The 14,457-nt window shown below is 34.8% G+C and carries 15 protein-coding genes, 1 rRNA gene and 2 pseudogenes; 12 read left to right on the top strand and 6 right to left on the bottom strand.

Annotated elements, in window-relative coordinates; genetic code table 11:
- From rrf to lip, 11 genes and pseudogenes are all read left to right on the top strand, one after another.
- Window positions 1-86: ribosomal RNA gene (gene rrf / locus CD112_RS01415) — 5S ribosomal RNA — on the top strand; the annotation flags it as partial.
- Window positions 87-236: 150 nt separating this feature from the next.
- Complete coding sequence (locus CD112_RS01410) at window positions 237-1,574, top strand: aminotransferase class V-fold PLP-dependent enzyme (RefSeq protein WP_103363712.1); 1,338 nt, start codon at window positions 237-239, stop codon at window positions 1,572-1,574.
- Between the two features lies 1 nt (window position 1,575).
- Complete coding sequence (tmk, locus tag CD112_RS01405) at window positions 1,576-2,196, top strand: dTMP kinase (RefSeq protein ID WP_103363711.1); 621 nt, start codon at window positions 1,576-1,578, stop codon at window positions 2,194-2,196.
- Between the two features lie 209 nt (window positions 2,197-2,405).
- On the top strand, window positions 2,406-2,735 hold the full coding sequence (gene darA / locus CD112_RS01400) for a cyclic di-AMP receptor DarA (protein WP_002481885.1): 330 nt from the start codon (window positions 2,406-2,408) through the stop codon (window positions 2,733-2,735).
- Window positions 2,736-2,889: 154 nt separating this feature from the next.
- Window positions 2,890-3,816, top strand: coding sequence for a DNA polymerase III delta subunit-related protein (locus CD112_RS01395; RefSeq protein WP_061054929.1), 927 nt, complete (start codon window positions 2,890-2,892; stop codon window positions 3,814-3,816).
- Window positions 3,817-4,623, top strand: coding sequence for a PSP1 domain-containing protein (locus CD112_RS01390; protein WP_002481887.1), 807 nt, complete (start codon window positions 3,817-3,819; stop codon window positions 4,621-4,623).
- A gap of 16 nt (window positions 4,624-4,639) precedes the next feature.
- Window positions 4,640-5,011 (top strand): DNA replication initiation control protein YabA, encoded by a 372-nt coding sequence (gene yabA / locus CD112_RS01385; protein WP_002481888.1) that lies wholly within the window; start codon window positions 4,640-4,642, stop codon window positions 5,009-5,011.
- Window positions 5,012-5,121: 110 nt separating this feature from the next.
- The gene (locus CD112_RS01380; protein WP_057510614.1) at window positions 5,122-5,850 is read left to right on the top strand and encodes a tRNA1(Val) (adenine(37)-N6)-methyltransferase; all 729 of its coding nucleotides are present in this window, start codon (window positions 5,122-5,124) and stop codon (window positions 5,848-5,850) included.
- A complete protein-coding gene (locus tag CD112_RS01375; RefSeq protein ID WP_002481890.1) occupies window positions 5,840-6,097 on the top strand; it encodes a GIY-YIG nuclease family protein in 258 nt (85 codons plus the stop codon). The genes CD112_RS01380 and CD112_RS01375 overlap by 11 nt, the downstream gene beginning before the upstream one ends.
- Window position 6,098: 1 nt before the next feature.
- Window positions 6,099-6,935 (top strand): 16S rRNA (cytidine(1402)-2'-O)-methyltransferase, encoded by an 837-nt coding sequence (gene rsmI, locus CD112_RS01370; RefSeq protein ID WP_037556659.1) that lies wholly within the window; start codon window positions 6,099-6,101, stop codon window positions 6,933-6,935.
- Window positions 6,936-7,106: 171 nt separating this feature from the next.
- Window positions 7,107-9,032, top strand: a pseudogene (lip, locus tag CD112_RS01365) (YSIRK-targeted triacylglycerol lipase); the annotation flags it as partial.
- Between the two features lie 95 nt (window positions 9,033-9,127).
- Here the strand turns inward: lip and CD112_RS01360 are convergent.
- From CD112_RS01360 to CD112_RS01340, 6 genes and pseudogenes are all read right to left on the bottom strand, one after another.
- Entirely contained in the window at window positions 9,128-9,529 is a 402-nt protein-coding gene (locus CD112_RS01360; RefSeq protein ID WP_081600406.1) for a DUF1672 family protein, read from the bottom strand.
- Window positions 9,526-9,810 carry a DUF1672 family protein gene (locus tag CD112_RS01355; RefSeq protein WP_023016287.1) on the bottom strand — a complete coding sequence of 95 codons (285 nt, stop codon included), beginning with the start codon at window positions 9,808-9,810 and terminating at the stop codon, window positions 9,526-9,528. Before CD112_RS01355 ends, CD112_RS01360 begins: the two co-directional genes overlap by 4 nt.
- 49 nt (window positions 9,811-9,859) lie before the next feature.
- Window positions 9,860-10,033, bottom strand: a complete 174-nt coding sequence (locus CD112_RS14020; protein ID WP_023016286.1) for a DUF1672 family protein — start codon at window positions 10,031-10,033, stop codon at window positions 9,860-9,862.
- Between the two features lie 26 nt (window positions 10,034-10,059).
- A complete protein-coding gene (locus CD112_RS01350; protein WP_002481896.1) occupies window positions 10,060-12,231 on the bottom strand; it encodes a hypothetical protein in 2,172 nt (723 codons plus the stop codon).
- Window positions 12,224-13,066: a DUF1672 family protein gene (locus CD112_RS01345; protein WP_373364844.1), complete on the bottom strand. Its 843-nt coding sequence runs from the start codon at window positions 13,064-13,066 to the stop codon at window positions 12,224-12,226. Before CD112_RS01345 ends, CD112_RS01350 begins: the two co-directional genes overlap by 8 nt.
- 114 nt (window positions 13,067-13,180) lie before the next feature.
- Window positions 13,181-13,493, bottom strand: a pseudogene (locus CD112_RS01340) (CHAP domain-containing protein); the annotation flags it as partial.
- 669 nt (window positions 13,494-14,162) lie between these two features.
- Between CD112_RS01340 and CD112_RS13920 the strand changes: the two are divergent.
- A partial coding sequence (locus tag CD112_RS13920) for a DUF5079 family protein (RefSeq protein WP_373364845.1) occupies window positions 14,163-14,457 on the top strand: 295 nt, incomplete at its 3' end.

The following is a 14,457-nucleotide window of genomic DNA, read 5'->3' as shown; positions in this document are numbered from 1 at the left end:
TGTTCCCATGCCGAACACAGAAGTTAAGCTCTTTAGCGCCGATGGTAGTCGGACTTACGTTCCGCAAGAGTAGGACGTTGCCAGGCAAACATGAGATCCTGTAAAGGGTCTCTTTTTTTATGCCATTTTTTAATTTTTGATAATGAAACGAGAAGAATTCTTTCATTTCTCATCGTTGAACTAGATTCAAATATGTTAAAATAAGAGTTAATTACCAAATTGAAGGTAGTGGAAAAATGAATTTGCCATTAAATCATCAGCTTAAATCTTTTCTAAAACAACAACCTATTTCTTTTCATGTACCTGGCCATAAAAACATAACAATCGGCACATTACATGAGATGGATTTAGCCATGGATATTACTGAGATTATTGATTTTGATGACTTGCATCATCCTGAAGGCATATTAAAAGAAAGCATGCATACCTTAGATAAGCATCCAGATTATGACGCCTTTTATTTAGTAAATGGCACAACTTCAGGTCTTTTATCAGTGATTCAAGCAACCGCAAAACAAGAAGCACCGATTGTGATGAGTCGTAATGTACATAAATCAGTCTTTCATGGTTTAGATTTAGCTCAAAAAGATGCAGAAATTTTACCGATGACTATCAGTGATACAACCCATCAATATATAGCGCCACGCATAGACCAAAAACAAAGTACAAATAGTCTAGCGATTGTGACATATCCTAACTATTACGGTGAATTATTCGATATTGCTTCATTTATTAAAGAACAGCACGCGAAGGGTACACCTGTGTTAGTAGATGAAGCGCATGGTGCGCATTTTGGATTAAATGGTTTCCCTAACTCTGCACTTTCTTTTGGGGCAGATTACGTCGTACAGTCTTATCATAAAAGTTTACCTGCTTTGACTATGAGCTCTGTAATCTTCATACATAAAAATGCGCCTTATCGTGAACAAGTGATGGAGTATTTAACTTACTTTCAATCATCAAGTCCTTCGTATTTATTAATGGCAGGCTTAGAGCGTGCACATCAATTTTATAAAACATATGAAAGCACTTATTTTTTCACACAACGTCAACGTCTACTTGATGCATTAAGCGCTAAAGGATTAGAAGTTCATGAGATGGATGATCCACTTAAAATAACTTTGACATACGCAGGGTATACAGGCTATGACATCCAACAATGGTTAGAAGCACAACATCTTTATGTAGAACTCGCAGATGAAACACAAGTATTGTTAGTGTTGCCGATGTGGCATAAAAGAGATCGGTTCCCATTTGAATCATTATTAGAACGAATTAAAGCATTAAAGTTATCGAAGACGACAAATGAGGTTTCAGTAACTATCCCCAAAATGCCTGAACACGTTGGATATTATCAGCCTGTGACGATAACCCAAATGAGACGTATCGATTTTAGTGAAGCTGCAGGTGAATTGTTAGCTCAACATATTGTACCTTATCCTCCAGGTATACCGGTGTTTTATAAAGGTGAACGCATTCATCAAGAAATGATCGATATTATGGAAGACTGGGTAGCACAAGGAATTAGAGTAGAAGGTATAAAGCATAGAACTATAAATATTAAGGATGAATAACATGTCAGCATTTATCACATTTGAAGGACCAGAAGGTTCCGGTAAAACAACGGTTTTAAACCAAGTTTCTGAACGCTTACAAGCACAATTTGAAGTCTTAACAACGAGAGAACCTGGCGGGGTACCCGCTGCAGAAAAAATTCGAGAAATTTTATTAGAAGGCGAAGCTGTTGATGAGCGTACCGAAGCCTTATTATTTGCGGCATCACGCAGAGAACATTTAGTAGAAAAAGTCTTACCAGCGCTAAAAGCGGGAAGAGTAGTATTGTGTGACCGCTATATCGATAGTTCGCTTGCTTACCAAGGTTATGCGAGAGGTATTGGTGTAGAGGAAGTCAGAGCAATTAATGAATTTGCGATTAATGGTTTGTATCCGGATTTAACAGTGTATCTAGACATTACGGCTGAAACGGGAAGAGCACGGATTCAAAGTAATGCGCGAGACATGAATCGTTTGGATCATGAGAGTATCGCATTTCATCAACGGGTTATTGAAGGGTATCATCAATTAATCGAACAAGAACCAGAGCGTTTTGCGGTCATTGATGCAAATCAATCTATTGAGGCGGTTGTTGATGCTGCTTATCAAGCAATTGTCCAACATTTGTCTAGCCAAGCATAAGCTTTAGATGATTGCTTTGGAAGTTGTTGCAAGCGTGCGGGTTCACGTAGTATAATTTGTTAAACTTTAATTACAGCAGACCTAAAAGATGAAGGTAAAATATTAATAGAAAACATCAAGAAATCAGACATCATTTTAGTTATTTCTATTTAGTTTTAAACAGGCTCTACCATCACAATATGCTATAATATTACAAAGAGGTGTTAGTTATGAAAATGGTAATTGCAATTGTTCAAGACCAAGATAGTCAAGAGTTGTCTGACCAACTCGTCAAAAATAATTTCCGAGCTACTAAACTCGCGACAACAGGTGGATTCCTACGCGCAGGAAATACAACATTCCTATGCGGTGTTGATGATGACAAAGTAGATGATTTACTAAATGTTATCAATAAAACATGTGGAAACAGAGAACAACTTGTATCACCAATTACGCCAATGGGCGGCAGTGCAGACTCTTACATTCCATATCCAGTTGAAGTAGAAGTCGGCGGCGCGACAGTATTCGTAATGCCTGTTGATGCGTTCCACAGATTTTAATGATAAACATGACATGAATCTATGATTCGACATAAATAACAGTCTATAAATAGTGGGGGTCGGGACGAGCGTGTAATCGAGATTGTAAAGAGACAATCAATGATTAAACTCATGAGTTCCTGCCCTTTTTCATTATGGAAAGGTGACAAATTGAATGGATGAATTATCAAGATTGACGAATGCGTATCAATCTGGAAAGCTTTCGCATGCCTATTTATTTGAAGGCGATGATGCACAAACGATGCAGCAAACGGCTATGGCTTTTGCGAAGTTGATACTATGCAATGACAATGAAATATGCCAAGCGAAAGTTGACGGTTTCAATCATCCTGATTTCAGATATGTCACAACAGATGAGACAAATCTGAAGAAAGAAAAGATTGAAGCGTTAGTTCATGTGATGAATCAATTACCCGTTGAAGGCAGTCACAAAGTCTATATTATTAATGGCTTTGAGAAACTTACCGTTCAAGGTGAGAATAGTATTTTAAAGTTCTTAGAAGAACCGCCAGAAAATACGATTGCGATATTGCTGTCGACGAAACCAGAACAAATTCTCAGTACAATCCATTCGCGTTGTCAGCATGTTTATTTTAAACCGATGTCACAAGCACAACTCGTGGAACGTCTGAAAGAACAAGAGATATCTAAACCGATTGCTGAAATGTTGAGTACTTATACCTCACAAATCGAAGAAGCTCGTGCGCTGAATGAGGAATATGATTTAGCAAATTTACGCAAAAACATTATCAATTGGTGCCAATTACTGCTGACGAATCGTGCAATGGCTTTAATTGCTTTGGTCGATTTAATGAAAGCAGCTAAAAATAAAAAGCTGCAGCAACTGACATTGTCAGTCGTGAATGCATTCTTCCAAGATATTATGCATGAAAAAGCAGACATTTCAGGATACTTAGTATTCTCTGAATTAGAAACAGATATTAAACAATATGCACAACGTTTAACATATTACCAATTAACACATATGTATGATCATATAACGGAGGCACATAAGAAGTTAACACAAAATGTGAATCCAACACTCGTATTTGAACAAATCGTAATTAAGGGGGTGGGCTAAATGCTTCAAGTGATTGGCGTACAATTCCAAAAAGCTGGTAAGCTTGAGTATTATGCACCGGTTGAAGATGCTGAACTTTGTTGTGGTGACAGAGTTGTTGTAGAGTCTAAACGTGGTGTAGAAGTCGGTGATGTCAAAGATGCTGCACTAACGGTAGATGAGGAAGATGTTACATTACCGTTAAAACAAATCATTCGTGTCGCAACTGACAATGATTTAGAACAATGTGCATGTAACGAAGAAGATGCAGATGCTGCAATGGATTTCTGTAAAGCATCTGTAGAAGAATTAGGTTTAGAAATGCGTTTAGTCAATTGTGAGTATACATTAGATAAATCAAAAGTGATTTTCAACTTCACTGCAGATGATCGCATCGACTTTAGAAAGTTGGTAAAGATTTTAGCCGCAAAGTTAAGAACACGTATTGAATTACGTCAAATCGGCGTGCGCGATGAGGCTAAATTACTTGGTGGTATCGGTCCTTGCGGCCGTTCGCTATGTTGTTCAACGTTCTTAGGTGACTTTGAACCTGTATCGATTAAAATGGCAAAAGATCAGAACTTATCATTAAATCCTACAAAAATTTCAGGCGCTTGCGGTCGTTTAATGTGCTGCTTAAAATATGAAAATGATCAATATGAAGCTGCCAGAGAACAATTACCTGATGTGGGAACAAAAATTGATACACCTGATGGTCAAGGTACAGTGGTAGGCTTGAATATGTTAGATATTTCAATGCAAGTCAAAGTTGAAGGTTTAGAACAACCTTTAGAATACTCAGTTGATGATTTAGAAGCAATCTATTAAGGGAGGCCACAGGCTTTTGGAACGCAGAGAAATAATGGAGAGACTATTGCGTCTTGAAACCAATGTTAAACAATTGTATCAAGACACGGCAGAATTAAAGACCATCACCATGCAGCTTATAGAAGAAAATGTTGCGTTGGAAGTTGAAAACAAACATTTGAAACAATTAATCGGCCGTTCACAAGAAACAGGAACTGAATCAACAGATGTTTCAGATAAGCCTGAGCAAAAGTCTAAAGAAAAAAAGAAACCTCGTTTAAGCAGTAAGGAGAACTTAGCGATTTTATATCAAGAAGGCTTCCATATCTGTAAAGGCGATTTATTCGGTAAACATCGTAATGGTGAAGATTGCTTATTTTGTTTACAAACATTAGAAGAACAATCCTAAAAGCGATTGTTTTAATATATCAAAAGAATGTCATATTCTATTTGAAAGCTTGAATGAGAACCTGAAGAGGTTCTCATTTATACATATTTAATCAAAAATTGGAGAAAATCATGTTGAAAGAAAATGAACGTTTAGATTGTCTATTAAAAGAACAGTTAGAAATAATTCAAAATGATGAAGTCTTTTCCTTTTCGACGGATGCTTTATTATTAGGCCATTTTACCCAGCTTAGAAAACGTGACAAAGTAATGGATTTATGTTCAGGTAACGGCGTCATTCCTTTATTACTTTCAGACAAAGGAAATCACATGATAGATGCGATTGAAATCCAACCACAATTAGTGGATATGGCTGAACGCAGTATTCGCCATAATCATTTAGAAGCGCGTATTCAAATGTATGAAATGGATTTAAGACATGTTCAACAACACTTTCAACCTTCAAGCTATAACGTTGTCACATGTAATCCGCCGTACTTCAAAACCATTCAAACGCATCAACATCAAAAAGAAGCACATAAAATTGCACGTCATGAAGTAATGTGTACACTGGCTGATTGTGTGAATGCTGCGAAACATTTATTGAAACAAGGCGGTCGTTTTGTCATGGTACATCGTGCAGAACGTTTAATGGATGTATTATTTGAATTCAGACAGCACCGTATTGAACCAAAGAAACTGACAATGGTTTATAGTAAACCTGGTAAAGCAGCGCATGCGATTCTTGTAGAAGGACGTAAAGACGGCAAACCTGGTTTGGATATTGCGCCGCCATTTTATATGTATACAACAGATGGACAATATACAAAAGAAATGAGTGCGATTTATTATGGCAATTGAACATTATATTTATATCGTACGATGTAAAGACGGCACATTATATACTGGGTATACCAATAACGTTCAAGCAAGAATTGAAAAACACAATGCGGGTAAAGGTGCCAAGTATACTAAAACTAGACGTCCCGTTGTATTAGTTTATCAAGAAGGTTATGAAACAAAGTCAGAAGCGATGAAACGTGAGTATGAAATTAAAACATTCACGAGAACACAAAAATTACAGCTTATTGAAAGGGGCAAGCAATAACATGGGAACACTTTATTTAGTCGGAACACCCATCGGAAATTTAGCAGATATCACATTTCGTGCAGTAGACACTTTAAAATCTGTCGATATGATTGCCTGTGAAGATACACGTGTCACAAAGAAATTATGTCATCATTATGAGATTGAGACACCCTTAAAATCTTATCATGAACATAATAAAGAGACGCAGACTGAACCTTTAATTGAACTTTTATTAGAAGGGAAAAGTATCGCATTAGTCTCTGATGCCGGCTTACCGTTAATCAGTGATCCGGGTTATGAATTAGTGGTGCGTGCGCGTGAAGCAGGTATTGATGTTGTACCGATTCCTGGACCGAATGCAGGGTTGACTGCGTTGATGGGAAGTGGCTTACCTTCGTTTGTATATACGTTTGTCGGATTCTTACCGAGAAAAGCAAAAGATAAAAAAGCAGTACTTGAACAACGCATGTTTGAAGACTCTACTGTAATTATTTATGAAAGCCCGTTTCGTGTGGCAGATACGCTAAAAGCTATAGTGGAAATTGATGAAACACGACCAGTCGCTTTGGGTCGAGAATTAACTAAGAAGTTTGAAGAGATTCAGACGGCACCAGTTCAAACATTGGTAGAAGCGGTCACAAATGGTGACATTCCGACTAAAGGTGAATTTGTTATCTTAATAGAGGGTGCAGCACCAAAAGAAGAGACAGAATGGTTCAGTGAGTTAGATATTCATGAACATGTTGAACATTATATCCGTCAAAATATGAAACCGAAAAAGGCGATTAAACAAGTCGCTGAAGACCGTCAGATGAAAACAGGAGAAGTTTACGATATTTACCATCAGATAAAATAAAAATGATGTAAAAGAAATATAACAAATAAGAAAATTAACACTGAGTGACACAAAAATGTGTTATTTTAAAGTAGTACAGTTAATTATTCATCTATATTATGGGAGCACGTTATTATTTTTCTTTAGTGAAGGACACCACTAGAATAGGAGCAATTCAAAATGAAGAAAAATAATCAAACACACCATCACTATGCGATAAGAAAGTTTACAGTCGGAGCTGGATCAACACTTATCGCATCCTTTATATTTATGGGTCTAAGCACATCAGCATATGCGGAAGAATCCACACAAACACACCACGAAACACAGGTAGAAGCGGAACATACACAAGAAAATGAACAACTGTTACCATCAAAAGATATAACGACAGCACAACAGGTTGAAACACAACCAGATTTTTCTACAAAACGTTCTGAAACACAAACAAATCATGTGAATACACCATCTTCAGAAAAAAATATACAGGAACAAAATACTACTAACCTTGAACAAGAAGCATCCTCATCTCAGATTCATGAAGGATCACAAACAAAACAAGAAAAACCTAATCATAGTGAACCACTAAAACCAAACCAGTACGAACAACCAGCGCCAGTAGATAATGATTCTGTGACAAACTATGAAGAACAAAAGGTTACAGAAGATGTCATCCAACAAGTAGAAGCACCTGAAAATAAAAAAGAAGAGATTAAAAATACAGAAATATTATCTAAAACGACCTCAACTTCTGAAGAAGAAACAGTACAGACGCATGTTTCGTCAGAAGTAGAACCGAAAACTGCTCCTGCGCCAGAAATCAAATCAACTCTTACATCTCAAGAGGATGATGAGAAAACTGAAGCGGCACCAAAAGAAGAAGCCAAAACAGAAGAATCACAAACAAAACCAACGCAACGTACGGTCCAACAAGCACCTGTTCCACATACAGAAAGTTTAAAAACTAATAAAGCGCAACAAGCGATTAATCAATATCCAGTTATATTTGTACATGGATTTATGGGCTTTACAGGTGAAATAAAGCCAGACTTATATCCCAATTATTGGGGTGGAGATAAGTATCGTGTGATAGATGGACTGCGTGAAAAAGGGTACGAAGCTTATGAAGCGAGTGTAGGTGCTTTTAGCAGTAATTATGATCGCGCAATAGAGTTATATTATTATATTAAAGGCGGCACAGTAGATTATGGTGCAGCGCATGCGGAGAAATATGGACATTCTCGATATGGCAGAACTTATGCAGGGGTCTTTCATGAATGGGCGCCTGGCAAAAAGGTGCATATGGTCGGCCACAGTATGGGTGGACAAACAATCCGGCTTTTAGAACATTTTTTACGCTTTGGTAATCAAGAAGAAATAGATTACCAACGTCAACATGGTGGAACAATTTCCTCTTTATTTGAAGGAGGGAAAGACCATATGATTGCCTCTATTACAACTTTAGGCACACCGCATAACGGTTCAGCCGCAGCGGATCGAATTGGTAATGAAAAAGCCTTTAAAGATATTGTTTATGCGTTAGGACGTATGGGCGGTGGTAAACTCGCAAATATCGATTTTGGTTTTGAAAAATGGGGATTCAAACAAAGGGAAAATGAATCTTATATTGAATACGCACAACGTGTTGCGCAAAGTAAACTTTGGGATACTGATGATAATGCGATGTATGATTTAACATCAGAAGGCTCAGAAAAATTAAATCAAATGACACCGATGAACCCTAACATTGTTTATACTACTTATACAGGTTTGGCGAGTCATGAAGGTTTAACGGGAAATCATATCCCTGATATTGGACAATTCTTCCTTTTTGATTCAACGAGTCGTGTCATTGGAAGTGAGGAGAACCAAGCATTGCGTCCAAATGACGGTATCGTTTCTGTAGTATCTTCACTCTATCCAACAGGGCAAGATTTCACTGAATTTACAGATGGCTTGAAAAAAGGCATCTGGCAAGTGACACCGGTTATGAAAGGTTGGGATCATTTAGATTTTGTCGGTCTAGATGCCTTAGACTTTAAACATACAGGCCAAGAATTACAAGGCTTTTATGCAGGTTTGATTAATCATATGATGCGTATAGAAGAATTAGATATCTAATCAATAACGCACCGTTATCCAAGTGATTTCGGTGCGTTATTAATGTCTATTTATTAAAATGAACATTATCAAAGTATTTATTTTGTTCTGAAAATTTATTGTTCACTATTATAAACCCCATAAGACATTTCGTTATTTCCATTCTTTGTGCCGTCATAAGTGGTGATTTCATTGCTTGTATAGGTTAATGTATATTTCACTTCGCTTTTATCAGGGCCAAGTTGATTTTTTTGAATGGCATCTGCAAGATCTAATAACTTATAGTCTTCCTTATCTTTATTATAATCTGAGTTAGTATCAAAAAATGTAGTGATAACGTGTGTTTTAGTTACACCACCAGTGGCATTGTATCTAGCTTGATGATACTTTTCGCTGAATTCTTTTTGATGCATTTGAATCAAAGGTTTGTAGTATTTATCGTATTGGGCCAAGTCAATAGGATAACCACTTATCCAGAAATATTCATTTTCATAGCCAGAGTTTCGTGTTTTGTTTATAGCTTCTTTAGTAAACCCGTAATAACCTGATTATCTTTGAAGTATTGATAAAGTTCATCGTATTCTTTCTTGTTGGCTTTGTAGTCAAAGCCGCTGACTACTTTTCCAATTTGAGTAGATAAATCATCGCTTTCTCCTTTTGCACATGCAGAGCCTTTATAGCCTAAAGAATCAGTGGAGATAACAATACTGGAATTAAACACGATGTCATGATCATTACAATGTACGAATACTTCTGCGCCTTTTCCACTGCCAACCACGTTGGTAGCTTTAACCTTCAAGCCAAAGTTATCTTTATAAAATCTTTCTCCTAGTTCTGCGAATTCCTCTCTATGTTTTTACTAATTCAATTGCCTTTTTATCAGCAGGAGGTTGAAAACCTTGGCCTTTATATTCATTAACAGGCATAGTGTCAGTAGCTTTGTTTGTGAAAGAATTATTCAAATTGTTGCATCCACTGAATATAAAAACAAAAATAATGGTAATAAAAAATAGTTTCTTCATAGGTGACCTCTTATGATATTGATGAATTAATATAATGATAGCTTTTTAAGTTCTTTATTAATCAGCTTCATATTCTTTTGAATCGTGTTAGCTGAAGTATCTAAAGCACGAATAGCAGCACCTTCATTTTCTTTTAATCCATTCACTACGACTTCTAATTGTTGTGTCATTTGATCTAATCGTGCTTGAGCTTGTTTATTAAGTATAAACATATCATCATAATGAGATGGCTCAAAAATCATCTGTACAATGAAGGGTTTCATATTAATTAAAATATCACTTAAATGATTATTGAGTATAGGTGAAATTTCTTTACCATCATTTAAAACTGTTTCTAGGCTACGCAAGTAATGCCTAGCATTTTCGGATTTTTGACGAATGTTGCCTAATGAAATATGAGAAGTTTTGCTTAAAATTTCAGTTGTTGGATTGTTTAACATGGTATCTAATATATCTAAATCAGAAGCGATGCTCGATAAATTAAAACTTAATGTTTCAAGTAAAACACTGATAATTTTACCGTGTTCGTTATATAATTTTTGAATATATTTAGCTAAATCTTTGATGCTAGTATCTATATGACTTTTAAGTATAGACATATTCTTAAGCATATAGGGGGAAGGTTCAATGAATTGAGTTACCATATGTTCACCAACATTAGGTATAGAGAAATCTCCTTCCATGACAGTCAAATCTTTTTGTAACATTGCGCTATGGCAATCATTGATTTGTTGACCAAAAATATCGTTTTGTTGTTTGATTTTTGAAATGCCTTCTTTGGTAAGTTTTAAATGCTTCATTGTTTCTTCAGGTATGCCATCTTGCATATCATGCTCAATATTTTTAAAGAGCTCACTAATCTTTCTTTCTGTTTGATCATAAATCTCTTCAATAAATTTTTCGACTTGGGATTTTAGCAATTTAGCATTTGTTAGAAAAAGCGTAACAGATTTAAATGTGGGCATAATCAAAGAGGCTAAAATTATAGAATTTATTGTGTCCATTAAATCATTTAAGCTACTTTCAACGTTACGACTACGTTCTTTATAGGATGTTGACCAGCCTTCAACTTCATTAAGCTTAATCGTTTTCTCAAAATGGTCCTTTAATTTATATTTACGTGTATCGAATTGACCATTTTCCTTTTCGGAGATATTGTAACTTTCATTTAAATAAGATACACATTCTTGTAGCATGGTACTCATTTCACCCGAAACCATTTGAGATAATTTATTTAGATTTTCAATATCCAGTTTAATCAGTCCGCTATTTCCAGAAACAGAAATCGCATCACCAGTCCATACATTCATAGGGATACGTTCGTCCATTTCAATCATAATATTGATTGTCAGAGGCACGTACATTCCATTTTTTAATACGACATCTTTTACTGATGTTACAGTATGAATTGGCATGTTTTTATAACCATTAGTCTTAGAATCGAATTTTCTTTTATAGCCTAAATGACTGTCGATTAGCCCTTTTAAAGTCGGTACCCCACTATCCACATTGACACGCTTTGATGGCACATGTTTTACAAAAGGATCTTGAATCCAAGACAAGATGTCATAATGACTATGGTATCTAATAATATTTTTATAGTAAGGTACATCTAAATAATCAAATGATGATAAGGGCAACATCGCACTATTTGTGATAGTTACTGGGATACTACGATGTTGAATACATTGATAGGCAGCTGAAGCGCCTCCTTGAGAATTGCCGCCAATACCAATTAATTGTTTATTTTCATATGTTGAAATAGGTATATAATACTTATGAAAAAATTCTTTTTCGTTTAGTAACTTAGCGTCTGCAATTTTCCTGTTATAATCTTTTATATAATCATTGGTTTGATTTAATAAAGGAGTTGTTTTGTTTTTGTTATTCGCCAGCTTGATGTTTTCTAACCAATCATCAGCTAAAAAAGCTCTTAAAGGGTTGATTGGGTTTAGTTTTTCAGTGTTATCTGTACCTTGAAAAGCAATGAATTGTTGGCCAGTTCCTTTGTCTTTATCTAATAATTCAAACGTAACCGCATCGAGGCTACCATTCTTATTTGAATAATTTTCGGAATGGTATGAATCTATGATTTTAAAATATTTTCCATTAACATTTATTCGAGTTTTATTATTCATATCTTGATATGCCCAATAGCTACTTAATTCAATTTTATCGCGTTCTGTAATTTCATTCATTATTTATACTCCATTCAACTCTATGATCATAATTTTGGTTATATCTTGCAGAGTTAGTATTGATTATTTGATCAGTAGCTAATATATTTACTTGAATTTCTTTAGGTATAGATTTCTCAATATCATTAGATATTTCTACTACTTTCTTTGACATAGATTTTCTATTATAGCTTTTATTACGAGAGAATAAGTTAGTGACGATTTCAAATTTAGGTTGATTATACAGTGATGTTTGAACGCTGTAATATTTATCTTTGAACGTTTTTCCATTCTCAGTAATCAAAGGATAAAGTTTTTCATGATACTCTTTTAATGTCATAGGATTTCCATTAATCCAAAAAAATTCGTTTTGATAACCTGAATTTTGAGTTTTATTTATAGCTTCTTTAGTAAACCCGTAATAACTGTATTTTTTTTGATTATCTTTGAAGTATTGATAAAGTTCATCGTATTCTTTCTTGTTGGCTTTGTAGTCAAAGCCGCTGACTACTTTTCCAATTTGAGTAGAAAGTTCGTCGCTTTCTCCATTAGCACGCATTGATCCTTTATGACCTAAAGAGTCTGATGTTAAAACAATACTAGAATTAAACACGATGTCATGATCATCACAATGGACAAATACTTCCACACCATCTCCGCTGCCGACCACATTAGTAGCTTTAACCTTCAAACCGAAATTATCTTGAAAGAATCTTTCTCCTAATTCTGCATATTCATTATAATGTTTCTTTGCTAATTCAATGACTTTCTTTTCAGCATGAGGTTGAAAACCTTGGCCTTTATATTCATTAACAGGCATAGTATCAGGAACTTTGTTTGTGAAAGAATTATTCAAATTGTGGCATCCTCCTAGTAATAAAGTGGAAATGATAATGGTGCTGCATATCTTTTTCATAGGTCACCTCATTAATTATTTTGGTTAAATATATTTTATTAATGTTGCTTATTATTAATGGATATAATTATAATTTCGTGCTTCTGAAGCAGAAATAGTACGTGTAGACACGATGTATGGTGCAATATAGTTCATTTCGGAAATAAACACACTACCATCCATATTGACGCGTTCTACATAAGCCACATGTCCCCAAACGCCTAGGGGTGTTTGGAAAACAGCACCTTTTTTAGGTTGATTATTAACTATAAAACCATCAGCTTGTGCTTGGCTTGCCCAGTTTTTAGCATCTCCCCAAAATGTGCTGATAGTATTACCATTTGCTGCACGTTTATAAGGTATATTGCCTCGGCGTATATAAATTATTTGCTTGTTGGTTGGTATGAATGGTACTTGGTTTAGAATGTTGTGGTTATGATAGAACATTTTGACCATAACTGTATGTAAATGAGTCATCTCAAGTATTCACTTTAAAAGCTGCATTCGAATGCTTACTTATAGCTTCTTCTAGAGTTTCAAAAGATACAACATTACTTAAAGTTAATGAATTGGAAATGATTAGTGATAAAAAAGATAATGTTAATTTTGTGTTTTTCATTATTTATAAAGTCCTTTTCAAAGATATTAAAATAAAGAGAGTGAGATAAAACAAAGTGTAAAAAAACTGTAAACGCTCTATACAAAACATGTAAAGTTTTATATGATAATTTTAAAAATACTAATTAACAAATAAAGTGTAAATAGTATTTTCTAAAACTTAAGATAGCAAATAGGGTTATGAAGTGCAATGGCTTAAATAAAATAAGTTAAGAAGAGATAAGAGCTAAATCATAATCTTGTAGTAATAATTAGATGTACTTTACCAGACTTAACCCATGACAAGGTAAATTTTCAGCAAATAGGGGATGTCAGGTTTTCAAACATTTTGAAGAAATAAATTAAAGAGAGTTTAGTTATAACAACCAATAGTTTTGTTAAGAGTTTGGTAACCTATTTTAATGAAAGATGAGTTTATGCGAGAAGATATATATAGAAAATTAAGAATGCCAGTACCCAGGTGTTAAGTGTGTTCAGTATAGCGATGTTGTTGTTTAGTTGTGATCCTTTTTTCTTAGGGAAAGATCTTAGAGATACACCAAATTATTTAGTGATTTCATCAATTGTTGAAATTATAGTTATATTATTAGGTTTTGTTCCTTTATTCTTCAAAAAACATCCTGTTGACTATTCAACGTTTTTGAAAAGTCTAAGGATTTCGACAGGTATTACTATATGTTCGTACTATAATGTAATTTTTATTATTTATAATATATTCTTTATTGTTGGGAAAT

This window comes from Staphylococcus simulans, from assembly GCF_002902285.1.
Classification (GTDB): domain Bacteria; phylum Bacillota; class Bacilli; order Staphylococcales; family Staphylococcaceae; genus Staphylococcus; species Staphylococcus simulans.
The sequence above is the reverse complement of the archived record's forward strand: the minus strand, read 5'-3'. Positions and strand labels throughout refer to the sequence as shown.